Annotated in this window: 29 protein-coding genes and 1 pseudogene; 12 read left to right on the plus strand and 18 right to left on the minus strand. The window is 71.9% G+C overall.

What is annotated here, in order from left to right:
• Positions 1 to 143: 143 nt before the first annotated feature.
• Positions 144 to 914, minus strand: coding sequence for an enoyl-ACP reductase FabI (gene fabI / locus ACZ6JT_RS33020; protein WP_326591733.1), 771 nt, complete (start codon positions 912 to 914; stop codon positions 144 to 146).
• Between the two features lie 5 nt (positions 915 to 919).
• Positions 920 to 1,639 (minus strand): 3-oxoacyl-[acyl-carrier-protein] reductase, encoded by a 720-nt coding sequence (gene fabG / locus ACZ6JT_RS33025; RefSeq protein WP_469215563.1) that lies wholly within the window; start codon positions 1,637 to 1,639, stop codon positions 920 to 922.
• Between the two features lie 145 nt (positions 1,640 to 1,784).
• Here fabG and ACZ6JT_RS33030 point away from each other — a divergent pair, with 145 nt between their 5' ends.
• The 3 genes from ACZ6JT_RS33030 to tyrS all read left to right on the plus strand — a co-directional run bounded on the left by ACZ6JT_RS33030 (position 1,785) and on the right by tyrS (position 6,081).
• Positions 1,785 to 3,347 carry a TldD/PmbA family protein gene (locus tag ACZ6JT_RS33030; RefSeq protein ID WP_469215565.1) on the plus strand — a complete coding sequence of 521 codons (1,563 nt, stop codon included), beginning with the start codon at positions 1,785 to 1,787 and terminating at the stop codon, positions 3,345 to 3,347.
• A complete protein-coding gene (locus ACZ6JT_RS33035) occupies positions 3,344 to 4,747 on the plus strand; it encodes a metallopeptidase TldD-related protein (protein WP_469215566.1) in 1,404 nt (467 codons plus the stop codon). The genes ACZ6JT_RS33030 and ACZ6JT_RS33035 overlap by 4 nt, the downstream gene beginning before the upstream one ends.
• Positions 4,748 to 4,812: 65 nt before the next feature.
• Entirely contained in the window at positions 4,813 to 6,081 is a 1,269-nt protein-coding gene (gene tyrS, locus ACZ6JT_RS33040; protein ID WP_385816875.1) for a tyrosine--tRNA ligase, read from the plus strand.
• Positions 6,082 to 6,191: 110 nt separating this feature from the next.
• Here the strand turns inward: tyrS and ACZ6JT_RS33045 are convergent, their stop codons facing one another.
• Positions 6,192 to 6,470, minus strand: a complete 279-nt coding sequence (locus ACZ6JT_RS33045; protein ID WP_469215569.1) for a GlsB/YeaQ/YmgE family stress response membrane protein — start codon at positions 6,468 to 6,470, stop codon at positions 6,192 to 6,194.
• Between the two features lie 240 nt (positions 6,471 to 6,710).
• On the opposite strand from ACZ6JT_RS33045, the gene ACZ6JT_RS33050 reads away from it, so the two are divergent.
• Together ACZ6JT_RS33050 and ACZ6JT_RS33055 are read left to right on the plus strand one after the other, a co-directional pair.
• On the plus strand, positions 6,711 to 6,989 hold the full coding sequence (locus ACZ6JT_RS33050; protein ID WP_051837537.1) for a DUF3099 domain-containing protein: 279 nt from the start codon (positions 6,711 to 6,713) through the stop codon (positions 6,987 to 6,989).
• 136 nt (positions 6,990 to 7,125) lie between these two features.
• On the plus strand, positions 7,126 to 7,377 hold the full coding sequence (locus ACZ6JT_RS33055) for a hypothetical protein (protein WP_469215571.1): 252 nt from the start codon (positions 7,126 to 7,128) through the stop codon (positions 7,375 to 7,377).
• A 40-nt stretch (positions 7,378 to 7,417) separates the two neighbouring features.
• On the opposite strand, the gene moaA is transcribed toward ACZ6JT_RS33055, so the two are convergent.
• The 3 genes from moaA to ACZ6JT_RS33070 form a co-directional block, all read right to left on the minus strand.
• Positions 7,418 to 8,407, minus strand: coding sequence for a GTP 3',8-cyclase MoaA (gene moaA / locus ACZ6JT_RS33060; RefSeq protein ID WP_469215573.1), 990 nt, complete (start codon positions 8,405 to 8,407; stop codon positions 7,418 to 7,420).
• A 177-nt stretch (positions 8,408 to 8,584) separates the two neighbouring features.
• A complete protein-coding gene (locus ACZ6JT_RS33065) occupies positions 8,585 to 10,210 on the minus strand; it encodes a solute symporter family protein (RefSeq protein WP_469215575.1) in 1,626 nt (541 codons plus the stop codon).
• Positions 10,207 to 10,572: a DUF485 domain-containing protein gene (locus ACZ6JT_RS33070; RefSeq protein WP_469215576.1), complete on the minus strand. Its 366-nt coding sequence runs from the start codon at positions 10,570 to 10,572 to the stop codon at positions 10,207 to 10,209. The genes ACZ6JT_RS33065 and ACZ6JT_RS33070 overlap by 4 nt, the downstream gene beginning before the upstream one ends.
• Before the next feature lie 257 nt (positions 10,573 to 10,829).
• On the opposite strand from ACZ6JT_RS33070, the gene ACZ6JT_RS33075 reads away from it, so the two are divergent.
• Positions 10,830 to 12,374, plus strand: a complete 1,545-nt coding sequence (locus tag ACZ6JT_RS33075; protein ID WP_469215578.1) for a S8 family serine peptidase — start codon at positions 10,830 to 10,832, stop codon at positions 12,372 to 12,374.
• Positions 12,375 to 12,447: 73 nt separating this feature from the next.
• On the opposite strand, the gene ACZ6JT_RS33080 is transcribed toward ACZ6JT_RS33075, so the two are convergent.
• From ACZ6JT_RS33080 to ACZ6JT_RS33090, 3 genes are read right to left on the minus strand one after another with little or no spacing between them, the layout of a single operon-like run.
• Positions 12,448 to 13,491, minus strand: a complete 1,044-nt coding sequence (locus ACZ6JT_RS33080; protein ID WP_469215580.1) for a zinc-dependent alcohol dehydrogenase family protein — start codon at positions 13,489 to 13,491, stop codon at positions 12,448 to 12,450.
• Between the two features lie 56 nt (positions 13,492 to 13,547).
• Positions 13,548 to 14,237 carry a lysoplasmalogenase gene (locus ACZ6JT_RS33085; RefSeq protein ID WP_469215582.1) on the minus strand — a complete coding sequence of 230 codons (690 nt, stop codon included), beginning with the start codon at positions 14,235 to 14,237 and terminating at the stop codon, positions 13,548 to 13,550.
• Complete coding sequence (locus tag ACZ6JT_RS33090) at positions 14,234 to 15,169, minus strand: sterol desaturase family protein (protein ID WP_469215584.1); 936 nt, start codon at positions 15,167 to 15,169, stop codon at positions 14,234 to 14,236. Before ACZ6JT_RS33090 ends, ACZ6JT_RS33085 begins: the two co-directional genes overlap by 4 nt.
• A gap of 253 nt (positions 15,170 to 15,422) precedes the next feature.
• Here ACZ6JT_RS33090 and ACZ6JT_RS33095 point away from each other — a divergent pair.
• Positions 15,423 to 15,719: pseudogene (locus ACZ6JT_RS33095) on the plus strand (NACHT N-terminal Helical domain 1-containing protein); the annotation flags it as partial.
• A gap of 74 nt (positions 15,720 to 15,793) precedes the next feature.
• Here ACZ6JT_RS33095 and ACZ6JT_RS33100 read toward each other — a convergent pair.
• Genes ACZ6JT_RS33100 through ACZ6JT_RS33115 form a run of 4 tightly spaced genes read right to left on the minus strand, consistent with a single transcriptional unit; the run spans position 15,794 to position 20,017 of the window.
• Positions 15,794 to 17,020, minus strand: coding sequence for an amidohydrolase family protein (locus tag ACZ6JT_RS33100; protein WP_469215585.1), 1,227 nt, complete (start codon positions 17,018 to 17,020; stop codon positions 15,794 to 15,796).
• Positions 17,020 to 18,321, minus strand: coding sequence for an amidohydrolase family protein (locus ACZ6JT_RS33105; protein WP_469215586.1), 1,302 nt, complete (start codon positions 18,319 to 18,321; stop codon positions 17,020 to 17,022). The genes ACZ6JT_RS33100 and ACZ6JT_RS33105 overlap by 1 nt, the downstream gene beginning before the upstream one ends.
• A 12-nt stretch (positions 18,322 to 18,333) precedes the next feature.
• Positions 18,334 to 19,218, minus strand: a complete 885-nt coding sequence (locus ACZ6JT_RS33110; protein WP_469215588.1) for an SDR family NAD(P)-dependent oxidoreductase — start codon at positions 19,216 to 19,218, stop codon at positions 18,334 to 18,336.
• Between the two features lies 1 nt (position 19,219).
• Positions 19,220 to 20,017 (minus strand): acetoacetate decarboxylase family protein, encoded by a 798-nt coding sequence (locus ACZ6JT_RS33115; protein ID WP_469215590.1) that lies wholly within the window; start codon positions 20,015 to 20,017, stop codon positions 19,220 to 19,222.
• 126 nt (positions 20,018 to 20,143) lie between these two features.
• Between ACZ6JT_RS33115 and ACZ6JT_RS33120 the strand changes: the two genes are divergently transcribed.
• The 5 genes from ACZ6JT_RS33120 to ACZ6JT_RS33140 all read left to right on the plus strand — a co-directional run bounded on the left by ACZ6JT_RS33120 (position 20,144) and on the right by ACZ6JT_RS33140 (position 23,903).
• Positions 20,144 to 20,767: a TetR/AcrR family transcriptional regulator gene (locus ACZ6JT_RS33120; RefSeq protein ID WP_469215592.1), complete on the plus strand. Its 624-nt coding sequence runs from the start codon at positions 20,144 to 20,146 to the stop codon at positions 20,765 to 20,767.
• A gap of 76 nt (positions 20,768 to 20,843) precedes the next feature.
• Positions 20,844 to 21,827, plus strand: a complete 984-nt coding sequence (locus ACZ6JT_RS33125; protein ID WP_469215594.1) for a DEDDh family exonuclease — start codon at positions 20,844 to 20,846, stop codon at positions 21,825 to 21,827.
• Positions 21,828 to 21,977: 150 nt separating this feature from the next.
• Complete coding sequence (locus tag ACZ6JT_RS33130) at positions 21,978 to 22,211, plus strand: hypothetical protein (RefSeq protein WP_030716941.1); 234 nt, start codon at positions 21,978 to 21,980, stop codon at positions 22,209 to 22,211.
• A 138-nt stretch (positions 22,212 to 22,349) separates the two neighbouring features.
• Positions 22,350 to 23,138, plus strand: coding sequence for an SURF1 family cytochrome oxidase biogenesis protein (locus ACZ6JT_RS33135; protein ID WP_469215597.1), 789 nt, complete (start codon positions 22,350 to 22,352; stop codon positions 23,136 to 23,138).
• A 9-nt stretch (positions 23,139 to 23,147) separates the two neighbouring features.
• The gene (locus tag ACZ6JT_RS33140; RefSeq protein ID WP_469215598.1) at positions 23,148 to 23,903 is read left to right on the plus strand and encodes an SDR family oxidoreductase; all 756 of its coding nucleotides are present in this window, start codon (positions 23,148 to 23,150) and stop codon (positions 23,901 to 23,903) included.
• Between the two features lie 34 nt (positions 23,904 to 23,937).
• Here the strand turns inward: ACZ6JT_RS33140 and amaP are convergent, their stop codons facing one another.
• Genes amaP through ACZ6JT_RS33165 form a run of 5 tightly spaced genes read right to left on the minus strand, consistent with a single transcriptional unit; the run spans position 23,938 to position 26,083 of the window.
• On the minus strand, positions 23,938 to 24,495 hold the full coding sequence (gene amaP, locus ACZ6JT_RS33145; RefSeq protein WP_469215808.1) for an alkaline shock response membrane anchor protein AmaP: 558 nt from the start codon (positions 24,493 to 24,495) through the stop codon (positions 23,938 to 23,940).
• A gap of 5 nt (positions 24,496 to 24,500) precedes the next feature.
• Positions 24,501 to 25,073 (minus strand): DUF6286 domain-containing protein, encoded by a 573-nt coding sequence (locus ACZ6JT_RS33150; protein ID WP_469215600.1) that lies wholly within the window; start codon positions 25,071 to 25,073, stop codon positions 24,501 to 24,503.
• Positions 25,070 to 25,438, minus strand: a complete 369-nt coding sequence (locus ACZ6JT_RS33155) for a hypothetical protein (protein WP_469215602.1) — start codon at positions 25,436 to 25,438, stop codon at positions 25,070 to 25,072. Before ACZ6JT_RS33155 ends, ACZ6JT_RS33150 begins: the two co-directional genes overlap by 4 nt.
• A 7-nt stretch (positions 25,439 to 25,445) precedes the next feature.
• Positions 25,446 to 25,631 carry a hypothetical protein gene (locus ACZ6JT_RS33160; protein WP_365474518.1) on the minus strand — a complete coding sequence of 62 codons (186 nt, stop codon included), beginning with the start codon at positions 25,629 to 25,631 and terminating at the stop codon, positions 25,446 to 25,448.
• Positions 25,632 to 25,645: 14 nt separating this feature from the next.
• The gene (locus ACZ6JT_RS33165; RefSeq protein WP_469215604.1) at positions 25,646 to 26,083 is read right to left on the minus strand and encodes an Asp23/Gls24 family envelope stress response protein; all 438 of its coding nucleotides are present in this window, start codon (positions 26,081 to 26,083) and stop codon (positions 25,646 to 25,648) included.
• Between the last annotated feature and the right edge of the window lie 228 nt (positions 26,084 to 26,311).

Genomic DNA, 26,311 nt, shown 5'->3' on the forward strand with positions numbered 1-26,311 from the left:
CGTACCCCCCCCCCCCCCCCCCCCCCCCCCCCCCCCCCCCCCCCCCCCCCCCCCCCCCCACCACCCCCCCCCCCCCCCCCCCCCCCCCCCCCCCCCCCCCCCCCCCCCCGCCGCCGTACGGACTCGGGAGCCCTGGCCGGAGGTCAGGCGCCCATCGCGTGCAGGCCGCCGTCCACGTGGACGATCTCGCCGGTGGTCTTCGGGAACCAGTCGGACAGCAGGGCGACGACGCCCTTGCCCGTCGGCTCCGGGTCGCTCATGTCCCACTCCAGCATGGAGCGGGTGTTCCAGACCTCGGCCAGCTCGCCGAATCCCGGGATGGACTTCGCGGCCATGGAGCCGATCGGACCGGCCGAGACCAGGTTGCAGCGGATGTTCTCCTTGCCCAGGTCGCGGGCGAGGTAGCGGCTGGTGGCCTCGAGGGCGGCCTTGGCCGGACCCATCCAGTCGTACTGCGGCCAGGCGAACTGCGCGTCGAAGGTGAGGCCGACGATGGCCGCGCCCTCCGCCGGGAAGAGCGGCTTGCAGGCCATGGCCAGCGACTTCAGCGAGAACGCCGAGACGTGCATGGCGGTGGCCACCGACTCGAACGGGGTGTTCAGGAAGTTGCCGCCGAGCGCGTCCTGCGGCGCGAAGCCGATCGAGTGGACGACGCCGTCGAGGCCGCCGAGCTCGTCGCGGACGAGGCCCTCCAGCCGGGCCAGGTGCTCGTCGTTGGTGACGTCGAGCTCGATCACCTTGACCGGCTTGGGCAGCTTCTTCGCGATGCGCTCGGTCAGCGACGGGCGCGGCCAGGCGGTGAGGATGACCTCGGCGCCCTGCTCCTGCGCCAGCCGGGCCGTGTGGAAGGCGATGGAGGACTCCATCAGCACACCCGTGATGAGGATGCGCTTGCCCTCGAGAATTCCGCTCATGGTGATCAGTGACCCATGCCCAATCCGCCGTCAACGGGAATGACGGCTCCGGTGATGTACGCGGCGTCGTCGGACGCCAGGAAGCGGACGGCTGCCGCGATCTCCTCGGGCTGCGCGTAACGGCCCAGCGGCACCTGGCCCACGATGCCCGCGCGCTGCTCGTCGGTGAGCACCTTCGTCATGTCGGTGTCCACGAAACCGGGGGCGACGACGTTGAAGGTGATGTTGCGGGAACCCAGCTCACGGGCGAGCGAGCGGGCGAAGCCGACCAGCGCGGCCTTCGAGGCGGCGTAGTTGGCCTGCCCCGCCGAGCCGAGCAGTCCGACGACCGAGGAGATCAGGACGACGCGGCCCTTCTTGGCCCGGAGCATGCCCCGGTTCGCGCGCTTGACCACCCGGAACGTGCCGGTGAGGTTCGTGTCCACGACCGACGCGAAGTCCTCCTCGGACATCCGCATCAGCAGCGTGTCCTTGGTGATGCCGGCGTTGGCCACCAGCACCTCGACCGCGCCGTGCGCGTCCTCGATCTGCTTGTAGGCCTGCTCCACCTGCTCGGAGTCGGTGATGTCGCACCGCACGGCCAGGACACCGAGCGAGGTGAGCTCCTGCGGCGGCTCACCCGACCGGAACGTGATCGCGACCTTGTCGCCGGCCTCCGCGAAGGCTCGGGCGATGGCGAGGCCGATGCCCCGGTTTCCTCCGGTGACGAGAACCGAGCGGCTCAACGGATCACCCTTTCGCTAGCGGTCTGAATACCAAAAACCTATAGGTCGCATCGCTCGTACGGAGAATCGACCCCCCACAGGGCCTCGCGGCGGGCTCTGTCGAGTCCCTACAGAAAGATGTAGGCACGAAGGCCCCGATCGCGACATGATCGGGGCGACCGGCTCCGACCCCGGGAGGACTTCCGTGCCCCATTCCATCGACGCGGCCTTCACCGCGCTTCCCTTGCGGGCGCTCGCCGACGCGGCGCTCGCCCGGGCCCGCGCGCTGGGCGCCGAGCATGCCGACTTCCGGCTGGAGCGGATCCGCAGCGCCTCCTGGCGCCTGCGGGACGCCAAGCCCGCCGGTGGGTCCGACACCACCGACCTCGGATTCGCGGTCCGGGTGGTCCACGGGGGCAGCTGGGGATTCGCCTCCGGTGTGGATCTGACCATGGACGCCGCCGCCAAGGTGGCCTCGCAGGCCGTGGCCATGGCGAAGCTGTCCGCCCAGGTGATCAAGGCCGCCGGTTCGGACGAGCGCGTGGAGCTCGCCGACGAGCCCGTGCACGCGGACCGCACCTGGATCTCCGCCTACGACGTGAACCCGTTCGAGGTGCCGGACGCCGAGAAGGCGGCGCTGCTCGCCGACTGGAGCGCGCGGCTGCTGGCCGCCGACGGGGTGGCGCACGTGGACGCCTCGCTGCTCGCCGTGCACGAGAACAAGTTCTACGCCGACACCGCGGGCACCTCGACCACGCAGCAGCGGGTGCGGGTCCACCCGCAGCTCACGGCGGTCGCCGTGAACGGCACGACCGGCGAGTTCGACTCGATGCGCACCATCGCCCCGCCCGCCGGCCGCGGCTGGGAGTACCTGACGGGCACCGGCTGGGACTGGAACGCCGAGCTGGAGCAGATCCCCGGCCTGCTCGCCGAGAAGATGCGGGCGCCGAGCGTCGAGGCCGGGCGCTACGACCTGGTGGTCGACCCGTCCAACCTGTGGCTCACCATCCACGAGTCCATCGGCCACGCCACCGAGCTGGACCGGGCGCTGGGCTACGAGGCGGCGTACGCGGGCACCTCCTTCGCCACCTTCGACCAGCTGAACAAGCTGACGTACGGCTCCTCGATCATGAACGTGACCGGTGACCGCACGGCGGAGCACGGTCTGGCGACCGTCGGGTACGACGACGAGGGCGTCCAGGCGCAGTCCTGGGACCTGGTCAAGGACGGCACCCTGGTCGGCTACCAGCTGGACCGGCGGATCGCGAAGCTGACCGGCCTCGGCCGCTCCAACGGCTGCGCCTACGCCGACTCCCCCGGGCACGTGCCCGTCCAGCGGATGGCGAACGTCTCGCTGCAGCCGGATCCGGGCGGGCTCTCCACCGAGGACCTGATCGGCGGGGTGGAGCGCGGGATCTACGTGGTCGGCGACCGCTCCTGGTCGATCGACATGCAGCGCTACAACTTCCAGTTCACCGGGCAGCGGTTCTTCCGGATCGAGAACGGCCGGCTGGCCGGCCAGCTGCGCGACGTCGCGTACCAGGCCACCACGACCGATTTCTGGGGCTCGATGGAGAAGGTCGGCGGCCCGCAGACCTACGTCCTGGGCGGCGCCTTCAACTGCGGCAAGGCGCAGCCCGGCCAGGTCGCGGCGGTGTCGCACGGCTGCCCGTCCGCGCTGTTCCGCGACGTGAACATCTTGAACACCACGCAGGAGGCCGGCCGATGAGCACGCTTTCGAACGGACGCACCAAGCCCCACGAGATCGTCGAGCGGGCGCTGGAGCTGTCCACCGCCGACGGCTGTGTCGTCATCGCCGACGAGGAGTCCAGCGCCAACCTGCGCTGGGCGGGCAACGCGCTCACCACCAACGGCGTCACCCGGGGCCGGACCCTGACGGTCATCGCCACGGTCGACGGCAAGGAGGGCACGGCCTCGGGGGTCGTCTCGCGCTCCGCCGTCACCGCGGCCGACCTCGAGCCGCTGGTGCGGGCCGCCGAGGCGGCCGCGCGCGGGGCGGGCCCGGCGGAGGACGCCCAGCCGCTCGTCACCGGGACCCCGGCCTCGCCGGACTTCACCGACGCCCCGGCCGAGACCACCTCGGCGGTGTTCGCGGACTTCGCCCCGGCCCTCGGCGAGGCCTTCGCCCGGGCCCGGGCGGGCGGCCGGGAGCTGTACGGCTTCGCCAACCACGAGCTGGTCTCGACGTACGTCGGCACCTCCACCGGGCTACGGCTGCGCCACGACCAGCCCACCGGGACGCTGGAGCTCAACGCGAAGTCGCCGGACCGGCAGCGCTCGGCCTGGGCCGGCCGCTCCACCCGGGACTTCAAGGACGTGGACCCGACCGCGCTGGACGCGGAGCTCGCCGTACGCCTGGGCTGGGCGGAGCGGAAGATCGACCTGCCCGCCGGCCGGTACGAGACCCTGCTGCCGCCGACGGCCGTGGCGGACCTGCTGATCTACCAGATGTGGTCGGCGGCGGCCCGGGACGCGGTGGAGGGCCGTACGGTCTTCTCCAAGCCCGGCGGCGGCACCCGGCTCGGCGAGAAGCTGTCCCGGCTGCCCCTGACGCTGCGCAGCGACCCGAGCGCGCCGGGCCTGGAGAGCGCGCCGTTCGTGATCGCGCACAGCTCCGGCGACGACGCCTCGGTCTTCGACAACGGCCTGCCGGTCCCGGCGACCGAGTGGATCCGCGAAGGGCAGCTGGCCCGGCTGACCACGACCCGGCACACCGCCGGGCTGACCGGCATGCAGCTCTCCCCCGGCTTCGGGAACCTGATCCTCGACGGGGGCGGCGAGAAGTCCCTGGAGGAGATGGTGGCGGGGACCGAGCGCGGTCTGCTGCTGACCTGCCTCTGGTACATCCGCGAGGTGGATCCGGCCACGCTGCTGCTCACGGGGCTGACCCGGGACGGCGTCTACCTGGTGGAGAACGGGCAGGTCGTCGGCGAGGTCAACAACTTCCGCTTCAACGAGTCCCCCGTGGACCTGCTGTCGCGGGCCTCGGAGGCCGGACGGACCGAGAAGACCCTGCCGCGCGAGTGGAGCGACTGGTTCACCCGGGCCGCGATGCCCGCGCTGCGCATCCCGGATTTCAACATGAGTTCGGTCAGCAAGGGCGTCTGACCGGCCTAGACTGAACGTTGCAACGAAGTGTTGCAATTTCCATCATCCGAAGGAGTCGAGAGACCGTGACGGACATCGTCGACGAACTGAAGTGGCGTGGGCTCTTCGCCCAGTCCACTGATGAAGAAGCGCTGCGCAAGGCCTTCGCGGACGGTCCGGTCACGTTCTATTGCGGCTTCGACCCGACGGCCGCCTCGCTGCACGTGGGTCACCTGGTGCAGGTGCTCACCGTGCGCCGGCTCCAGCTGGCCGGCAACCGGCCGCTGGCGCTGGTCGGCGGGGCCACCGGGCAGATCGGCGACCCGCGGCCGACCGCCGAGCGGACCCTGAACGACCCGGAGACCATCGCGAACTGGGTGACCCGGCTGCGCACCCAGATCGAGCCGTTCCTGTCCTTCGAGGGCGAGAACGCGGCGCTCATGGTGAACAACCTGGACTGGACGGCGGGCATGTCCGCCATCGAGTTCCTGCGGGACATCGGCAAGCACTTCCGGGTCAACAAGATGCTGACGAAGGACTCGGTCGCCAAGCGGCTCGACTCCGACCAGGGCATCAGCTACACCGAGTTCAGCTACCAGCTGCTCCAGGGCATGGACTTCCTGGAGCTGTACCGGCGCTACGGCTGCGTGCTCCAGCAGGGCGGTTCCGACCAGTGGGGCAACCTGACGGCCGGACTCGACCTGATCCACCGCGTCGAGCCGGGAGCGGTGGTGCACGCGCTGGCGACCCCGCTGATGGTCAAGGCGGACGGCACCAAGTTCGGCAAGTCCGAGAGCGGGGCCGTCTGGCTCGACCCGGAGATGACCACGCCGTACGCGTTCTACCAGTTCTGGCTGAACGTGGACGACCGGGACATCTCCACCTACATGCGGATCCTGTCCTTCAAGTCCCGCGAGGAGCTGGAAGAGCTGGAGGCGCAGACCGCCGAGCGGCCGCAGGCCCGTGCCGCGCAGCGGGCGCTGGCGGAGGAGCTGACCACGCTCGTGCACGGTGCCGACCAGTGCGCCGCCGTGATCGCCGCGTCGAAGGCGCTGTTCGGTCAGGGCGAGCTGGCGGAGCTGGACGAGGCCACGCTGGCCGCGGCCCTGTCCGAGCTGCCGCACGCCCGGGTCCCGGAGCTGGGCCTGGTCGTGGACCTGCTCGCGGAGACCGGCCTGGTCGCGAGCAAGTCGGCCGCCCGCCGGACGGTGAAGGAGGGCGGGGCCTACGTGAACAACGTGAAGGTCGCCGCCGAGGACGCGGTCCCCGCGAAGGAGGACCTGCTGCACGGGCGCTGGCTGGTGCTGCGCAGGGGCAAGAAGAACCTGGCGGCCGTCGAGGTCACCGGCGCCTGACGCCTCGCAGGACGGCGTACGGAACACGGCGGAGGGGCCGGTTCGGATCCGATGGGTCCGGCCGGCCCCTCCGCCGTGAGGCCGGCGCCTCCGCCGTGAGCCGGAGTGCCTCAGGTCATCTGGCGCTTTCGGCCCCGGATCGACCCGTAGAGCATTTCGCCCAGCCCGACCACGAGGACCGCGCCGGCCAGCTGGAGCAGGTGCCGGATCCAGTCGATGCCCTTGGTCTCCCCGACGCCGATCCAGGTGGCCACGGCGTTGCCGAGGACCGCGCCGGCAATGCCGAAGAGGGTGGTCAGCCACAGTGGCTGGTGCTGCTTGCCCGGCAGGATGGCCCTGGCTATCAGCCCCAGCACGAAACCGACGATGATCGCCCACAACCAACTCATGACGAGCCTCCTCCTGGCGCCTTGTGCGCACGTGGGCCCAGTCTCGGCCCGTGCGACGCACCGCGCATTTCGGGCACCCTCCAATGGGGGTGCCCCCTCTCCGCGCGGGTGCGGGGGCGGCGTACCGTGGTAAGGGTCCGGGCCGGGAGCGCCCGGCGGGCGATCGGGCGGTGGAGCGTGGAACGGACGAAGCGGCAGAAGCGGAACGGGGCCGAGGTGTTCCGGATCACCGGTGCGCGGATGGGTCTCGACGAGGACGTGCGGGGCCGCCAGCGCCGGTACGTCATCTCGATGGGGATCAGGACGCTGTCCGTCATCGCGACCGTGTTGTTGTGGAACGTGCAGCGCCCGGTGGCCATCGTGACGCTCGTCGCGGGAGCCCTGCTGCCGTACGTGGCCGTGGTCATCGCCAACGCGGGGCGCGAGTCGACGCCCTCGCTGCCCTCCCATTTCATCCCCGCTCCGGTGCGGCCGGCGCTGGAGGCGGGAAACCTCAAGAAAAGCTCAGATCAATCATGAAGTTCCGGTGCACTCCACCGGGTCCTGCGTGACATACTGCTCACGCGCTCCGCATCCCCCGTCGGAGCGACGGACCGACGCCGGGCAGCTCCCCCCGTGGCTGCTCGGCGTCGCCATTCCGTTCTAATGTGGCCCTGTGACTTCCTCCAGCGCCTCCGGTTCCGACGAAACCCCCACCTGCTCCGCCAAGGGCTGCCGCGACGCGGCCGTGTGGGTCCTGGCGTGGAACAACCCGACGCTGCACACGCCGGAGCGGCGCAAGACGTGGCTGGCGTGCGAGGAGCACCGCGAACACCTCTCCCAGTTCCTGGGGGTCCGCGGTTTCCTCAAGGACGTGGTGAAGCTCGACGAGTGGGTGCAGCCGGAGGGCTCGGAGCGCATGCGCTGAGCGCGGCCGGCCGCGCGGTCTCGCCGACTCCTCCGCCCGGTCAGCCGCCGATCGCGGACATCGGGCGGTCGGGCTGCAGGAAGGACGGGTCGTCGAGGCCGGACCCGGCCTTCTTGCCCCACATCGCCACCTTCCACAGCCGGGCGATCTCCTCGTCCGGGGCGCCCGAGCGCAGGGCGGCGCGCAGGTCCGACTCCTCCGTGGCGAACAGGCACGTACGGACCTGGCCGTCAGCGGTGAGCCGCGTACGGTCGCAGGCGCCGCAGAACGGGCGGGTGACCGAGGCGATGACGCCGACGGTGGCCGGGCCGCCGTCGACGATCCAGCGCTCGGCCGGGGCGGAGCCGCGCTCGTCGGCGCCTTCCTCGGTGAGGGTGAAGCGGGTGCGCAGCGACTGCAGGATGTCGCCGGCGGTGATCATGCCGTCGCGCTTCCAGCCGTGCTGGGCGTCGAGCGGCATCTGCTCGATGAAGCGGAGCTCGTACTCGTTCTCCACGGCCCAGGCCAGCAGGTCGGGGGCCTCGTCGTCGTTGAGCCCGGGCATGAGGACGGCGTTGACCTTGACGGGGGTGAGGCCGGCCTCGCGTGCCGCGGCCATGCCCTCGATGACGTCCTTGTGCCGGTCACGGCGGGTGAGGGTCTTGAAGACCTCGGGGCGCAGGGTGTCCAGGGAGACGTTGACCCGGTCCAGGCCGGCGGCCTTGAGGGCCTGCGCGGTGCGCTTGAGGCCGATGCCGTTCGTGGTCAGCGACATCTTGGGGCGGGGTTCCAGGGCCGCGCACTGCTCGACGATCCCGACCAGGCCGGGCCGGAGCAGCGGCTCGCCGCCGGTGAAGCGGACCTCGGTGATGCCGAGCCGGGTGACGGCGATGCGGATCAGCCGGACGATCTCGTCGTCACTGAGCAGATCGGACTTCCCGAGCCACTGCAGCCCCTCTTCGGGCATGCAGTACGTGCAGCGCAGGTTGCACCGGTCGGTGAGTGATACGCGCAGGTCAGTGGCCACGCGGCCGTAGGTGTCGAGAAGCACTGTGGGCCCCCTCCCCTGTCCGGATCTAGAGGTACGCGCGACATTGGATCTACTTCACGCGTTCTATTGCGAGCCTACGCGACGCCCGTGTCGCGAAGAGGTCCCCAAATGAACGAGACGTAACGTGGCCGCGTCGTAGGGACCTACGACGCGGCCACGCTGGGTGTTCGGATGATGTCAGTGCGCCCCTGTTCCCGTGAGGGAGCGCACCTCCAGCTCGGCGAACTTCTGCGGGTCGGCCTCCTCCTTGGAGAGGACGGTTCCGAGCCAGCCCAGGAAGAAGCCGAGGGGGATCGAGATGATGCCCGGGTTCTCCAGGGGGAACCAGAAGAAGTCCGCGTCCTTGAACATCGACGTGGGCTTCCCGGACACGACCGGGGAGAAGAGCACCAGGCCGACCGCCGAGATCAGCCCGCCGTAGATGGACCAGAGCGCGCCCTGGGTGGTGAAGCGCTTCCAGAAGAGGCTGTAGAGGATCGTCGGCAGGTTGGCGGAGGCGGCGACCGCGAAGGCGAGCGCGACCAGCCCGGCGACGTTGAGGTCGCGGGCCAGGGCCCCCAGACCGATGGCGACGGCGCCGATGACGACCGTGGACCAGCGGGCCGCGCGCACCTCCTCCTTCTCGGTGGCCTTGCCCTTGCGGATCACGTTCACGTACAGGTCGTGCGCGAAGGACGAGGAGGAGGCGAGGGTGAGGCCCGCGACCACGGCGAGGATGGTGGCGAAGGCGACCGCGGAGATCACGGCGAGCAGGATGGCACCGCCGGTGGAGTCCGGTCCTCCGCCGACCGCCTGGGCCAGCAGCGGCGCCGCCGTGTTGCCCGCCTTGTTGGACTTGATGATCTCGTCCCGGTCGAGCAGGGCCGCGGCGCCGAACCCGAGGGCGATGGTCATCAGGTAGAAGGCGCCGATGATGCCGATGGCCCAGAGGACGGACTTACGGGCGGCCTGCGCGGTGGGCACCGTGTAGAAGCGGATCAGGATGTGCGGCAGGCCGGCGGTGCCCAGGACCAGGGCGATGCCGAGCGAGATGAAGTCCAGCTTCGAGGTCGAGTCCTTGCCGTACTTCATCCCCGGCTCGAGGAACTTCGTCCCCTGTCCGCTGTTCTCCGCGGCCCTGCCCAGCAGGTCGGAGATGTTGAAGTTGAACTTCACCAGCACCAGGAAGGTGATCAGGAGGGTGCCCGCGATGAGCAGGACGGCCTTGACCATCTGGACCCAGGTAGTGCCCTTCATGCCGCCGATGGTCACGTAGACGATCATCAGGACGCCGACGAGCGCGACGATGGCGACCTTGCCGCCGTCGCTGGTGATGCCCAGGAGCAGCGAGACGAGTACGCCGGCGCCGGCCATCTGGGCCAGCAGGTAGAAGATCGAGACCACGATGGTGGAGGTGCCGGCGGCGGTCCGGACGGGCCGCTGGCGCATCCGGTAGGCGAGCACGTCGCCCATCGTGTAGCGGCCGGAGTTGCGCAGCGGCTCGGCGACGAGCAGCAGGGCGACCAGCCACGCCACGAGGAAGCCGATGGAGTAGAGGAAGCCGTCGTAGCCGAAGAGGGCGATGGCTCCGGCGATGCCGAGGAAGGACGCGGCGGACATGTAGTCGCCGGAGATGGCGAGGCCGTTCTGGAAACCGGTGAACTGGCGACCGCCCGCGTAGAAGTCGGCGGCGTCCTTGGTCTGGCGGCCGGCCCAGACGGTGATGATCAGGGTGGCGACGACGAACAGCCCGAACAGGGTGATGATCAGCGGGCGGTGCTCGGAGGCGCCCGCGGCCGTCGTCAGGTGGAGAGCGCCGCTCATTCCCCGGCCTCCATCCGCGCCTTGATGGCCTCCGCCTTCGGGTCGAGCCGGGTGGCGGCGTGCCGCGCGTACAGCCAGGCGATGAGGAAGGTCGTCGCGAACTGGGCGAGGCCGAGCACGAGGGCGACGTTGATGTTGCCGAAGACCTTGGTCCCCATGAAGCCGCCCGCGTAGTTGGACAGCAGGACGTAGAGCAGGTACCAGGCGATGAAGGCCACGGTGAGCGGGAAGGCGAAGGAGCGGTAGGAGCTCCGCAGTTCGGCGAACTCGGCGCTCTGCTGGACGCTCGCGAAATCTTCGGCCGTGGGGCCGGCCGGGGGCGTTCCCGCGCTGCCCGGAGGCGGCGCTGCTTCGGTGGTCACGGGGGGATCTCCTTGTGACGCGGGTGCGGTGGGGACGACGGACAAAACAACCTCCGTGTGGGGGGCCGGTGGTGCTGAGCCCCCCTGTCAACGGCACGTACGGCGTGTCGGGACGGTTCAACACCCAGGGATTCTTCGGAATCCGATTTCTCGAACTGATGGCGCAGGGGCGAACGGCAGCGCTAGGTTCACTTGTCATGAACCCGTCCGACGCGACCGCGTGCGGACGGCTTTTCCAAGGATGATCTGGAGAACCCATGGCTCATCTGGGATCCGTCCGCCGGCGTGCCCTCGCCGTGCCGGTCGGCCTGGCGCTCACCGCCTCGCTCGCCTTCCTGCCGTCGGCCGCGGCCTCCGCCGCGCCGCTCGGCGACACGGCGGACGCGGTGACGGCCTCGAAGCCCTCCGCTTCCGGGCCCAAGCTGTCGTACGTGGCGAACCTGAACGCGTACGCCACCGTGAAGGCGGCAAAGAAGGCCGTCGAGCGGGCCGGCGGAACGGTGGTGACGGCCTATGAGCAGATCGGGGTCGTCGTCGCACATTCCCAGAACCCCGACTTCGCCAAGCAGCTGCGCGCCCAGCGCGGTCTGTTCGTGTCGGTCGGCGCCACCCGGACGGCCCCGATGCAGGCGGTGCAGACCACCGAGGAGGGCGCGACCCAGCGGCTGAGCGAGGCGGACGCCGCCAAGGCCGCGGCGCTCGCCCAAGAGGGTCAGGAGCCGCTGGAGCCCAACCAGTGGGACCTGCGGACGATCAAGGCCGACGAGGCTCACAAGATCAACGATGGCAGCCCGGACGTCACCGTGGGCATCATCGACACGGGTGTGGACGACACCCACCCCGATCTCGCCCCGAACTTCTCCAAGGGCCAGTCGGCCAACTGTGTCGGCGGCGTCGCGGACACCACCGAGGGCGCCTGGCGTCCGTACCCCGACGGCAGCGACCACGGCACGCATGTGGCCGGCACCATAGGCGCCGCGCGCAACGGCCTCGGCATCAGCGGTGTCGCGCCGGGCGTGAAGATCGCCGCGATCAAGGTGAGCGAGCCCGGGACCAGCCTCTTCTACACCGAGGCGGTCGTCTGCGGCTTCATGTTCGCCGCCGAGAAGGGGATCGAGGTGACCAACAACAGCTACTACGTCGACCCGTACCTCTTCAACTGCAAGACGGACGACGACCAGAAGGCGCTGGTGGAGGCCATCGGCCGGGCCACCAAATACGCCGAGCGCAAGGGCACGCTCCACGTGGCCTCGGCCGGCAACTCCAACCAGGACCTGGCGGCCGACTCCCTGGAGGACACCACCAGCCCGAACGACACCACCCCGGTGACGCGCACCATCGACCCGAAGGTCTGCCTGGACCTGCCCACGCAGCTGCCGGGCGTGGTCACCGTCTCGGCCACCGGCGACAAGGGACTGCGCTCGTACTACTCCAGCTACGGCCTCGGGGTCGTGGACGTCGCCGCCCCCGGCGGCGACAAGTGGCAGGTCCCGGCCACCCCGGACGCCAACGGGCGCGTGCTGTCGACCGTCCCGGGCGGCGGCTACGGCTACAAGCAGGGCACCTCGATGGCCGCCCCGCACGTCGCGGGCGTCGCGGCGCTGCTCAAGAGCGCCCACCCGGGCGCCACGCCCTCGCAGCTGCAGGCCATGCTGAAGGCGCAGTCCACCAAGGCGGCCTGCCCGGCGCAGATCTACGACGCCGCGGGCACCCTGGTCGACGCCACCACCTGCCAGGCCAAGTGGGGGCAGACGGGCTACTACGGCTACGGCGTCGTGGACGCCCTCAAGGCCGTGAAGTAGTACGGGACGCCATGGCGGACGGGCCGGACGGGGTGCTCCCCGTCCGGCCCGTCCGTGGTTCCGGCCGCCCTGGTCAGGGCTTGATCAGGACTTTGAGCGCGCTGCGGTCGTCCATCGCGCGGTAGCCGTCCGGGACCTCGTCCAGGGACACGGCCCGGTCGAAGACGGGCGACGGGTCGATCGCGCCGCTGAGCACGTCCTCCAGCAGCTCCGGGATGTACGCGCGGACCGGGGCGACGCCACCGCGCAGTGTGATGTTGCGGTCGAACATCACGCCGAGGTCGAGGCCGGTGCCGCTGCCGTGCGGGACGCCGACGTAGCCGACGGCCCCGCCGTCGCGGGTGATGTTCACCGCGGTGCGCATGGACTGCTCGGTGCCGACCGCCTCGATGACCGCGTGGGCGCCACGGCCGCCGGTGAGCTCGCGTACGGCCGCCTCGGCGGCCTCGCCGCGCTCGGCGACGACGTCGGTGGCCCCGAAGAGCCTGGCGATGTCCGTACGGACGGTGTGGCGGCCCAGTGCGATGATCCGCTCGGCGCCCAGGCGCTTGGCGGCGAGGACGCCGCACAGGCCGACCGCGCCGTCACCGACGACGGCGACCGTGGAGCCGGGGCGGACCCCCGCGCCCAGCGCGGCGTGGTGGCCGGTGCCCATGACGTCGGAGAGCGCGAGCAGGCCGGTCAGCAGGTGGTCGTCGGAGACGGCCTCGGCGGGCAGCTTGACCAGGGTGCCGTCGGCGTGCGGGACGCGCACGGCCTCGCCCTGGCCGCCGTCGTGGCCGACCGAGCCCCAGAAGCCGCCGTGGTCGCAGGAGGTGAACAGGCCCTCCTTGCAGTACTCACAGGTGCCGTCCGACCACATGAAGGGGGCGACCACGAGGTCGCCGGCGCTCAGGCCGGAGACGGCGGAGCCGGTCTCCTCGACGACGCCGAGGAACTCGTGGCCGATGCGCTGACCGGGCTGGCGCGCGGCCTCGCCGCGGTAGGCCCACAGGTCGCTGCCGCAGATGCAGGCACGCAGGACGCGGACGACGGCGTCCTCGGGGCGCTGGATCGCAGCGTCGGGCACCTCCTCCACGCGGATGTCGTGCGGGGCGTGGATGACGGTGGCGCGCATGGTGGTGCAGTCCTCCGGTTCGGGATCGTTCAGTCTTGTACGACTGTGGAACCGTCCTACCGTACGCCTGCTTCCCGGGTGGCTGTCGAACCGGTGGCCAGGAGGTACTGGGCGGCCACGTAGGTGGCCATGATCCAGAAGTCCGGGCGGGGCAGCTGGGGCCACTCGGCGACCCCGGTGGCGATGAGCGTGTCGGACAGCAGGAACAGCGCGCCTCCGATGCCGGCCCGCAGGCCGAGGGCGCCGGAGCGGAACGCCATGGCGGTAAGCAGCAGGCTGTAGCCGGCGACCGGGATCCGCAGGTCGGCCGGCAGGTCGGACCAGAGCAGGGCGACGGTCCCGAGGAGGGCGAGCAGGTACGCGCCCCCGAGCAGCGGGTTCGCGGGCCGCTTGCCGAAGAGGACGAGGTAGCAGACGTGCCCGACGGCGAAGGAGCCCATCCCGACCAGGAAGGCCGCCTCGGCGTCGAAGAGCAGGGCCAGGTCGCCGCCCCAGCCGAACAGCAGGGCGGCGACCAGCAGCCGGGGCGCGCCGCGGGTGATCACGTGGGCGACGAGCAGCGGCATCAGCAGCGGCTTGGCGACGACGTGCCCGTGGTGCCAGTCGGCCAGCAGCGAGACGAGGTCGACGGCGGTGGCGAGGGCGAAGCCGTAGAGGGCGAGGCGGCCGAGGCGCTCCCGGCCGGCCGCCGCGCGCGGGGCGGCCCAGGAGGGGGCGGGGCGTTCCGGGGACGGTGCGGTGCTCACGCGGTGGTCTCCCGTACGGAGGACCGGGCGTCGGCGGCGGCGTCCACGGCGGGGGCTTGCGCCGGGGCGGGAACTGCCGCGGCAGCGGGGGCGGCGGCCGGGGCGGCGGGCTGCCAGCCGGGGCCGCGGAAGACCCGTCCGGCGCGCTCGCGCCAGTTCGCGGCGGCGCGCACGTCCCGTGCGATGGCCGCGTACTCGTGGGTGGCCACGCGCAACGGGTTGTGGGTGTCGATGTTCTTGGTGAGCCCGTAGACGGGCCGCTCCGTCTCCCCCACCCAGGAGCCGAACATCCGGTCCCAGACGATCAGGATCCCGCCGAAGTTGCGGTCAAGGTACCCGCCCTGCGAGGCGTGGTGGACGCGGTGGTGGGAGGGGGTGTTGAAGACGTACTCGTAGGCGCGGGGCAGCTTGCCGATGCGCTCGGTGTGGACCCAGAACTGGTAGAGGAGGTTGAGTCCGTAGCAGAAGGGGATCGCCGCCGGGTGCACGCCGAGGGCCACCATCGGGAGGTAGAACCACCAGGTGGTGGCGCTGGTCCAGGGCTGGCGCAGGGCGGTGGTGAGGTTGAACCGCTTGCTGCTGTGGTGCACCACGTGGCAGGCCCACAGGATGCGGATGACGTGGTGGAGCCGGTGCTGCCAGTAGTAGAGGAAGTCCTGCGCGAGCAGCATCAGCAGGGCGGTCCACCACAGGAACGGCACCCGCAGCGGGGTGAGTTCGTAGACCGCGGTGAAGACGGCGACGACCGGGATCTTCCACAGCAGGTCGAAGCCGATGCTGCCGAGCCCCATGGTGATGCTCGTGGCCGCGTCCTTGGTGTCGTACCCGGCCGCGTCCTCGTCGGGATGGATCCGGTAGCTCACCACCTCCAGGACGGTGAGCAGCACGAAGGCCGGTATGGACCACAGCACGACATCGGGCAGGTTCGGCATGAGCGCACCATAGAGGCGCCTCCGGGGGCACCGCTAGAGGTTGTTACCGATCGGTATCCATCAGGGTTACCGACGGTTCGGGGAGGGTGGGGAATGACGGGATTCGAGACGGTTCTCTTACGGGTGGCAGGCACGGCGGCGAGCGCCCTGGTCAGGTCCCTCCTGCCGCGCCCCGGGGGCGGGCCTCACCCCGACCCCGGCCCGCCCGGCCCCGAGGTGGCGCAAGCAGCCGACGGAACCGGGCGAGGGCGAGATCCGCCGCCTGACGGACACCCTCGGGGCCCGCCTCGGCCCGCCTCGGCCCGGCGTGCGCGGCCCTGCCGGACAGGACCGCCTGGCGGCGGTGGCCGCGGTCGGCGACGCCTTCGCCGCCCTGGGCCCGCTGGACGCGGACACCCTGTTCGCGTCGGACCTCGACCCGGTGGCCCTGGCGGCGACGGTGCCGCCGGCCCCGCCCGGGCTGGGCGAGGCTGCCGGGGCCCTGTACGGCCGGCTGGTACACCTCTGCTGCGCCCACGCGGCGGAGTACGTCACGACGCTGCCGGGCTTCGCCGCCCGCGCGGAGAGCCATCCCGCCGGGGCGGCTCACTCGGTGGAACTGAGCCGCCCCTGCGGGAGCCGGCGTCACCAGACGCGGACCGAGCCGCCCTTGGCGAAGGCCGGGCTGGTGGCTTCCGGTGGGGTGTGCGTCAGGGGTTCGGCGATCTCCGCGACCGTCGGGCCGTGCTTGGCCGCGAGGGGGTCCAGGAGGGAGAGGTCGAAGCCGTAGACGCGGGCCGCGTTGCCGCCGGCCATCGCCGCGACCTCCTCGCGCGGGAGGCCCGCGTAGGCGATGCGGAGGCCTTCCCGGGAGAAGGGGGTGGTGCCCTCGTCGTGCGGGTAGTCGCTGCCCCACATGATCTTGTCGAGGCCGATCCGGTCCCGGAGCGGGACCTCGTGGGGGCGCATGAAGCTGGCCCCCACGAAGCAGTTCTCCCGCCAGACCTCGCTCGGGCCGCTGCCCATGGACTCGGCGAGGCCCGCCCCGAACTTGGCCTCCGCCGTGGCCGAGGCCGCGACCAGGCGGCCGTGGTAGTAGTCCAGCATCTCCAGCACGCCCGGGATCCAGCCGGATCCCTGTTCCGTCAGGACGAGTTTGAGGCCCGGGTGGCGGCGGAAGGCGCCGCCGAAGACGAGGTGCCACAGGGCCCGGTGCGAGAACCACGTGGTCTCCACCATGAAGACCGCGCGGGCGGCCGGTTCGTCGCCGAGCGGTGGTGAAGCCGAGCCGCCGTGGTGGTTGACGGGGACGTCCAGCTCGTCGCAGACCGCCCAGATGGGGTCGTACGCCGCCGAGTAGAGCTCCGGAACCGAGGAGCCGGGCGGGACGCCGGGCAGCAGTATGCCGCCCGTGAGGCCCGCCTCCTTCGTGCGGCGGATCTCCTTCACCGCCGCGTCCACGTCGTTGAGGAGGATCTGCACCACGCCCGCGCGCCGGCCCGGCGCGTCCGCGCAGAAGTCCGCCAGCCAGCGGTTGTGGGCCTGGAGGCCGGCCCAGCGCATCTCGTACTCGGCGGCCGTCGGCGGCTGCGCCATCAGCGAGGCCTTGGGGAAGAAGGGCGGGATGGTGTTGGGGAAGACGACCTCGGCGACGATGCCGTCCGCCTCCAGCTCCGCGAGGCGCCGCGCGGAGTTCCAGTTGCGGTCCGCCGTGTCCGCGAGAAGGTCCTCGTACGGGTTCACGTAGCCGGCGGCCCAGGCGTCGAAGTCGTCGTGGTACCGCTTCTCCAGGTACGGCTTGTAGTCCAGCAGGTCGGCGCCCGCGTGGCAGTCCGCCGAGATGACCGTGTAGCGGTCCTGGCCGTCGGTCATCACGAGACCCCCAGGACCGGGAAGTCGCCGCCGGTGAGCCAGTGCCGGCCGGTCTCCCGGGAGCGGGCCCAGGAGGCCGCCACCGCCGCCTGGTCCGGGGACTGGCCCAGCTCGGCCGGGGTGGGGCCGATCCGGCGGGCGACCGGAGCGAGCTTCTGCGTGTCGAAGCCGAAGACCTCGGCTGCCGCCAGGCCGAGCATCCGGCGGGTCTCGTCGACCGGGATGTCGTGGAAGGTCCTGCGCAGCCAGTTGCGCGTGTCGGGCCAGGTGCCTTCCGGGTGCGGGAAGTCCGAGCCCCACAGGATGTTGTCCACGCCGATCTCGTAGCGCTGGGCGAGTTCGCGCCGTTTGGTGTTGGTGGCGCAGACGAACACCTGGCGGTCGAGGTACTCGCTCGGCGGCCGCTTCAGCTCCTCGAACGGGGAGAGCTTCTTGCCGCCGTGCGCGCCGAGGTAGAGCCGGTCCATGAACCACAGCTGGTTCGGCAGCCACCAGCAGCCGGACTCCGCCACGCCGAACCTGAGGCCCGGGTGGCGCTCGAAGACCCCCGACCAGAGCAGGAACCACAGCGGGCGGGCCGGCCACCAGGTGACTTCGGAGACGAAGATGCCCAGGTGGTCGCCGTACTCGTGGCGCGGCGAGGACCCGGAGTGGGTGACGATCGGCATCCGCGTCTCGGCCGCCGCCGCCCACACGGGGTCGTAGCGGCGGTCGTGGTAGGGCGCCTTGTCCACCCACATGGCGGGGATCATCAGCGCGCCCAGCCCGGACTCCTTGGCCCGGTGGATCTCGGCGACGACCTTCGACGGTTCGCCCGTGATGGGGAGCAGGGCGACCCCGCAGTGCCGCTCGGGGTTCTCGGAGACGAACTCCGCCAGCCAGCGGTTGTGGGCCTGCGCGCCCGCCATGCCGAGCTCGGGGTCCTGGTCGCCGGAGAGCCCGAGGCCCACGCCGAAGGGGGCCGCGGTCTGGCTGTCGACGGCGTCCGCGTCGGGGAAGACGACCTCGGCGGCCACGCCGTCGCCGTCGAGTTCCTTCAGCCGCTGCCCGGTGTCCCAGCCGCCGCGCAGGCCTTCCTCGTGGTCGTGGAACCACTTCTCGGCGAAGGCCTCGTTGCGGACCCCGAGCCGGGTGGCCTCCGCCCGGCGGGCGTCGCGCTCGCCGAGGAACTCGTCGAACTGCGGGTGGAAGCGGGAGTCGAGGTAGGGCCGGTACCGCTCCGTGGGCAGGCCGGCGTGGCAGTCGGAGGAGATGATCAGGTACGGGTCTTCGTAGGGTGTGTCACTGACGATGTCACTCACGACGAACGCCCCTCAGTCGAGGATGAAGCTTTCCAGGTAGGCGGGGTTGGCCCGGTCGAGCATCGACTGCGACCGGGCCCGGATCTGCCGGTCGCTGTGCTCGCTGGCCGGGAGCATCCAGAAGCGGTCGGCGCGGATCCCGTCGAGGACGTGCTCGGCGACCTCCTCGACGGGGGTGAACTCCACCTCGTGGCCGGCCTGCCGCATCGCGGCCTCGTACTGGTCGAGGCTGCGGTACGGGGACTTGCGCGGCCGCTCCTTCGCGTAGCGCTCGGGCCGGTTGCGGTGCGACTCCCACAGCCCGGTGCGCAGCATGTGCGGTCCGGGGAAGAGGACGGAGGCGCCGACGGAGGCGCCCTCCGCCTTGAGGTGGGCGTAGAGCGACTCGGTCATGGTGACCACGGCCGCCTTGGTGACGGCGTAGACGGAGGCGGTGGGCAGGGGGGCGATGCCGCCGTCGCCGGAGGAGGTGTTGACGACGTGGCCGGGCGCGCCGCCCGCGATCATGCGGGGGACGAAGGCCTGGATGCCGTGGAAGACGCCCCACACGTTGACGGAGAAGGCCCATTTCCAGTCGTTGGGCTCGTGCTCCCACATCCGGCCCTCGGCGCCGGAGCCGACGCCGGCGTTGTTGCACAGCACGTGCACGGCGCCGAAGGTCTCGTACGCCGCGTCGGCCAGCGCGGTCACGGAGTCGCGGTCGCTGACGTCGACGAGCCGTGCGAGCACCTGTGCTCCGTCCGCGCCGAGCTCGTCGGCGGCCTTGCGCAGGGCGCCCTCCTCCACGTCGGCGAGGACCACTTTGAGTCCCTCGGCGGCGAAGCGGCGGGCCATGGCGAGGCCGATGCCGCTGGCGGCTCCGGTGACGACGGCCACCTGTCCTGGTTCGATCCGCATGTCAGACACTGCCTTCCGGAGGGCCGTCGAGGATCTGCATCGGGTCGTCGTAGCGCTGGTGGATGTACGGGAGCAGGGCCTGGGCGCTGACCCGTTCGACGACCCGGCCCTTCTGGTCGGTGGTCTTCTCGCTGATGGTGATCTCCACGATCCGGCGGACGGGGAGGTCGGCGACGGGGTCGAACATCGACTCGCGCAGGACGATGTCCCCGGTGATGTGCTCCAGCCTGCGGACCTTCTCGTTGCGCGTGCAGTGGATGAGGACGGGGTCGGCGTCGAAGCCCGAACCGTCGACGGCCGGCAGGAACTTGAAGTAGAAGTCGGTCTTCTGGGTGGGTTCGGGCAGCGGCAGCGCGCGGTCCACCGCCCCGCGCACCTCGACGAAGGCGATCCCGTGCCGGGCGAGCGCGGCCCGCACGACGAGGCCGTCGCGTTCGACGGTGACCTCGCCCAGCTTCTTCGGCTCGCCGAAGACCTCACGGCCGCCGGTCAGCGCGCGCTCGTGGGTCATCGGCATGACCAGCGGGTACCAGCCCTCGACCCCGCCGTGCCGGGCGGCGACGGCCACCGAGCCGGCGCCGAGCGGGTAGCCGGGCAGGTCGACCTTGCTGATGTTGGCCCGTACGAGGGGCCGGTCGGCCGGCTTGAGGGGCGGCGGCAGGACCGCCGCCACGACGTCGGGGTCGCTCTCCCAGACGGCCACCACACCGGTGGACCAGATGTCGGGGAGCTTGGAACTCTTCTCGCGCGACGCCGCGATCTCGGCCTCGGTCCGCGCTCCGTACCGTACGCGTGCCATGTGTCGCCCCATCCCTCGTCATTGAGCGGAGTCAGGTTCTGTAACACAGTTACACCGCCGCCGATGAAGGGTAAAGACCCGTGCACCACAAGAGCTGACACTCCGACAGATCGGCGGCCCGCGACCATGGCCAGATCGGCGCTGACCCGCGACGAGGTGCTGGACGCCGCCGCGTCCCTGGTCAAGCGGCACGGTCCGGCCGCCCTCACCATGCGGGGGCTCGCCGCCGAACTCGGCACCGCCGTGACGTCCATCTACTGGCACGTCGGCAACCGGGAATCGCTGCTCGACGCCCTCGTACGGCGGACCGTGGAGGAGATGGGCGCGATCAGGCCCGTCGGCCGCACCCCCGCCGACCGCATCCTGTCGGTGGCCCGGACCCTGCGCCGCGAACTGCGCGAGCGCCCGCACCTGATCGCGATGGTCCACGAGCGCGGCCTCACCGAGCGGATGTTCCTGCCCGCGCAGCAGGCGCTCGTCCACGAGGTGCACGCCGCGGGCCTGCGCGGCGCCCGGGCGGCCGACGCGGTGCGCGCCATCCAGTTCCAGATCGTCGGCTTCCTGCTCGTCGAGCGCAACCGTGAGCGCTCCCCCGCCCAGTCGCCGGCCGAGAGCGAGCTCTGGGACCCGGCCGCGGCCCCCCACGACCCGGCCCTCGCCCGCGCCCTGGCCCGCCCGGCCGACCCGGAACGCCTGTTCCTGTTGTCCGTACGCGCCCTGACGACGGCACTGCTGGAGCCCGGCTCGTGAGCACCGGCGAACCGGCCACGCGGCCAAGCCGGGGAGGCATCGCGGCAACGGCTGTCAGTCGGGGCCGATATCCTCTGTGACCATGCTCGACGACCGTACGACCGCAGAGACGACGTGGCCGACCGCGTACCCACAGGGGTACGCGGTCGTCGACGTGGAGACGACCGGGCTCGCCCGCGACGACCGGATAGTCTCCGCCGCCGTCTACCGGCTCGACGCGCAGGGCAATGTCGAGGACCACTGGTACACCCTGGTCAACCCGCAGCGGGATCCGGGACCGGTGTGGATCCACGGGCTGACGAGCGAGGTGCTCCGCGGCGCCCCGCTCTTCAAGGACATCGCCGAGGAGTTCGCCGGCCGGCTCGCGGACCGGGTGCTCGTCGCGCACAACGCCATCTTCGACTGGCAGATGATCGCCCGGGAGTACGCGCGGGCCGCCGAGACCGCGCCGGTCCGTCAGCGGCTGTGCACCATCGCCCTGTCGAAGGAACTGGACCTCCCGCTGCCCAACCACAAGCTGGAGTCGCTCGCCGCGCACTTCGGCGTGGTCCAGCAGCGCGCCCACCACGCGCTCGACGACGCCCGGGTGCTGGCGGAGGCCTTCCGTCCGTCGCTGCACGCGGCCGCGCGGGGCGGCGTACGGCTGCCCCTGCTGGAGTGCCGGCCGCTGACGGAGTGGTCGGACTCGGCCGCGGCCCCGCGCGTGGGGTACCAGTCCTCCTACCGGGGTGGCGGCTGGCGGCCCTCGCGCAAGCGGCCGCCGTGCCCGCACCCGAACCCGGGGCGGTACGAGGACGGCGAGCCGCTGAAGCAGGGCATGCGGATCGCCTTCTCCGGTGACACCTCGGTGGAGCGGGAGCTGCTGGAGGACCGCGCGGTCGAGGCGGGTCTGCACATCGCGACGAGCGTGTCGCGGCTCACCAGCCTGCTCGTGACGAACGACCCCGACTCGGCGACGTCGAAGACGGTCAAGGCGAAGTCCTTCGGCACGCCGGTCGTCGACGAGGCCGCCTTCACCCAGCTGCTGCGGGACGTGGCCCCGGCGGAGCCGGAGGCCTGAGCCCGGAGTCCTGAGCCCGGAGTCCTGAGCCGTGGCCCGCCGCCCTGGGCCGCGGCGACGGGAAGTGCCGTTGCGCCGGCCGGGTGCAGGCGCGGCGACTCACCCCGCTGGATCTTGTTCCGCTCCCCCGTCGTGCGCAGCATTCGGCGCATGGCACGTTGTGAGGTCTGCGGAAACGACTACGGCATGTCCTTCGAGGTTCATGCACAGGGCGCGGTTCACGTCTTCGACTGCTTCTCCTGCGCCATCCACCGCATGGCGCCCGTCTGCGAGCACTGCCGGGTCTCGATCATCGGGCAGGGCGTCGAGGTCTCGGGGCAGTGGTTCTGCGGGGCGCACTGCGCCCGCGCGGAGGGGAAGGTGGGCATCGTCGACCGCGTCTGACTCCCCGCCGCCCCCGTCGTCATTCCCCTCGTCCCCTCCCCGATCCCGTCCCCGAGCCCATCCCCGATCCCGTCCTCCGTGACCCCGGACGGCCACCCGGCCGCCGGGGTCCTCCGCGCTGGGGGTACCGTCGTGGGCGTGTACCGCTTTGTACTGACCCGGCAGTGGGTGTGCCTCACCCTCATCACCCTCGCCCTCATCCCCGTGATGATCAAGCTGGGGTTCTGGCAGTACCACCGCCATGAGCACCGGGTTGCGCAGAACCGGCTGATCGAGGCGAACCTGCGGGCGAAGCCCGTGCCCGTGGCCGAGGTCACCTCCCCCGGCCACAACGTCCCCCGTGCGGACTTCTGGCGTGCGGTCACCGCGACCGGCACGTACGACTCCGCGCACGAGGTCGTCGTACGGATGCGCACCGACAACGACGACAAGGTCGGCTTCCACGTCCTGACCCCGCTGGTCCTTCCCGACGGCGCAGTGGTCCTGGTCAACCGGGGCTGGGTGCCGGGCGGCGACGACCCCCGCGCCTACCCGCCGGTGCCGACCGCCCCCGCGGGCGAGGTCACCGTCACCGGCCGGCTGAAGGCCGACGAGACGAGTGGCGGCAGCGGCATCAAGGACCGCAAGGGCCTGCCGGACCGCCAGGTCATGCTGATCAACAGCGCTCAGCAGGCGGAGTACCTGGGCCGGCCGGTCCTCGGCGGGTACCTGGAGCTCACCGGCCCGTCCCCCGAGGCGGGCCCCGAGACCATCGCCGATCCCGACCACGACTCGATCGGTCCCCACATGGCGTACGCCGTCCAGTGGTGGCTGTTCGCGGCCGCCGTGCCGGTGGGCTGGGTGGTCCTCGTACGGCGGGAGAAGCGCGACCGCGAGGAGGCGGCGGCCAAGGCCGAAGCCGTCGAACAGGAGCCCGCGACGGCGTAGCGTGTCGGCATGGATCTTGGACTGAAAGACCGTGTCTACATCGTCACCGGGGCCACGCGCGGCCTCGGTTTCGCCTCCGCCCGGGAGCTGACCGCCGACGGCGCGAAGGTCCTCGTGACGGGCCGGGACGAGAAGCGGGCGGCCGACGCCGCCGCCGAGCTCGGCCCGAACGCCGTGGGTGTCGCGGCGGACAACTCCGACCCGGAGGCTGCCGCGCGGCTCGTCGCCACCGCGCGCGAGCGCTTCGGCCGCCTCGACGGCATCCTCATCAGCGTCGGCGGCCCGGCTCCCGGTTTCGCCGCCGACAACACCGACGAACAGTGGTCGGCGGCCTTCGAGTCGGTCTTCCTGGGCGCGGTCCGCCTCGCGCGCGCGGCTGCCGCCGAGCTGGGCGAGGGCGGGGTCATCGGCTTCGTCCTGTCGGGCTCGGTCCACGAGCCGATCCCCGGGTTGACCATCTCCAACGGCCTGCGCCCGGGCCTGGCGGGCTTCGCGAAGTCCCTCTCGGTGGAGCTCGGCCCGCGCGGGATCCGGGTCGTCGGCCTGCTCCCGGCGCGCATCGACACCGACCGCGTGCGGGAGCTCGACGCGCTCGGCGGCGACGCCGACGCGGCCCGTGCCGGGAACGAATCCCGCATCCCGCTGCGGCGTTACGGCGCCCCGGAGGAGTTCGGCCGCACCGCGGCCTTCCTGCTGTCCCCGGCCGCCTCGTACCTGACGGGCGTCATGCTCCCGGTCGACGGCGGCTCCCGCCACGGCTTCTGACCCGCCGTGGGGCTCAGCGGTGCCGGTCACAGCACTAGCTGACGCGCTGCGCCTTGTGTGACGTCACCTTGAGGCGGGCCTCCGTCGGGAGTTCGGCGAGGCCCGCCGAGGTACGCGCGTGGTTCAGGACCGGGCCCGCGACGGCGGCCAGCGTGTCGGCGGGCACCGCGTGGGGTTCCAGTTCCAGCGCGACGCGCAGCGCGGGCGAGCCGCGCCGTCCGCGCAGCGCGACCCGGCAGCGGGCGACCCCGTCCAGCGCGCCGGCCTCCGCGGCCACCGCCTCCTCCAGCGCGCGTCCGCGCAGCAGGGCGAAGGCCCCGTCGCCGGTGTCCACGACCACTGCGGGCAGCCGCGGGCGCCTCAGCTGGGACAGCAGCCACCACAGGGCCAGCAGTACGACCACCCCGAGCCCGGCGATCACCGCCCACCACCACCAGCCGTCGGCGTGCCAGTACCGGTGCCTCGCCCCGGCCGTCAGCAGCGGCGCGTGCCGCCCGTGCAGCGGCCACCAGCCCGTCAGCAGCACGACGCCGGCCGCCAGCAGGACCGCTCCGACCACCGCCAGCAGGATCCGGTTCACCACCCCGAGCATCCCGCTCACCTCCTGATCCGTACGCGCGCCCGCGGCGGGTGCGCGAGGCCCAGTTCCTCGATGCCGACGGCGAGCACGGCGTCCAGGTCGGCCCGTACGTCGTCCAGCTCGCGGAAGTGCGAGGTGGCCCGCACCCCGACGTGGGACCGGCCCACCTTGACCCGGACCGCGCGCACCCCGGACACCTCCATGGCCCGGTCCCGCAGGACCTGCGCGGCGTCCCTCCGGCCGAGCCCGGCGTGTACCGCAGCGCCCTGGTCGGGCGTCCGCATGGTGAGGATCCGGCGCAGCCCGGGGGTGAGCGCCAGCAGCAGGAGGACCGCCCCGGCCACGGCCAGGGCCCCGCCGGTCAGTTGTACCGACAGGTCGGCCGGGGTCGCCGTCTCGAGCCGGTGGGCGAGGTCGCGGCGCCAGCTCATGGCGGGCCGGCCGGACCGTACGGCGGCCAGGTCGTACAGGAACAGGGCCGCCACCCCCAGCACGGCCAGGGCGGTGAGCGCGGCGGGCACCCGGCGGGCGGAGCGGAACCGGCGGGCGCGGCCGGGGCGGGTGCCGGTGCCGGTGCCGGGGGCCGTCACCGCAGCCGCCGGTCCCGCCCCGCGGCGGTCCGGGTGTGCGCGGAGTGCAGGTGTTCGACGTCGATGTCCACCTCGGGCACGGTCATCTGCGCGCACTCCTCGACGCGCAGGGCCACCCGGGCGCGTACGGCGGCGCACTGGGCGGCGACGTCGGAGGGGTAGTCGAGCTCCAGGCTCACCCGTACCCGTGCGATGTCGTGGTGCACGGTGACGGTGGCGTGCGGGGGCGCGCCCGCGGGGGCGGCGAGGGCCTCCCTGGCGGCCTGGGCGGCGATCTTCGCGACGACCCGGTCGGCGATGAGGGTGGATCCGCGGTCGGCGGGGGCCACGCGCGGCGGGGTGGCCCGGGGCTCGGTGGTGGTCATCGGCCCCTCACCCGCGCCGGTCGTCGCGGCGGCGGAACAGGTCCCCGGCGTCCATGTCCCCGTCGAGGAAGCGCCCGACGACGAACCCGAGGGCGCCGAGGGCGGCCACCAGGAGGAAGGCGCCGAAACCGCCGAAGTACCCGGCGAACGCCAGGGCCATTCCGGCGAACAGGCCGGCGATCGCCATGTTCATTGCGGTCCTCTCGGCTAGTGGAGACGGGTGTCCGGCTCCTCGTCGGGCTCGTCCGGCAGCTTGACGTCGCTGACCGCGATGTTGACCTCGACGACCTCCAGGCCGGTCATCCGCTCGACGGCCGAGATGACGTTCTCACGGACCGCCCGCGCCACGTCGCGGATCGACACGCCGTAGTCGACGACGATCTCCAGGTCGAGGGCGGTCTGGACCTCGCCGACCTCCGCCTTGACCCCGCGGCTGACGGAGGCCTTCTGGCCGCCGGGCACACGCTCGCGGACGGCGCCGAAGGTACGGGAGAGGCCGGTGCCGCTGCCCATGGCGTGTACGCCGGCCACCTCGCGGGCGGCCAGCCCGGCGATCTTCTCGACCACGCCGTCGGAGATGCTCGTGCGTCCCCGGTCGCCGGGTTCCTTGGCGGAGCCACCGCGGCCTGCTGCGGATTCGGTCATGGCGTGCCCTTTCGCGCGTGCGGAATCGGACTCACTGCGCACCACGTTAGGCGCGTGACCGCACTCGCGCCTCGGGACTACGCCGCTCGGCCGGATCCGCTCCCGGGTTCCGCACGCGCCCGGGGCTCCGAGGAGACCCACCCCTCGGGGGGGGGGGGGGGCAACAGCAACCCCAGAAGAACCCCCAACAGGGCCGAAAAAAAAGAAGAAAGGAAGGGGGGATGTTGA

It is taken from the genome of Streptomyces sp. NPDC046308 (genome assembly GCF_055588065.1).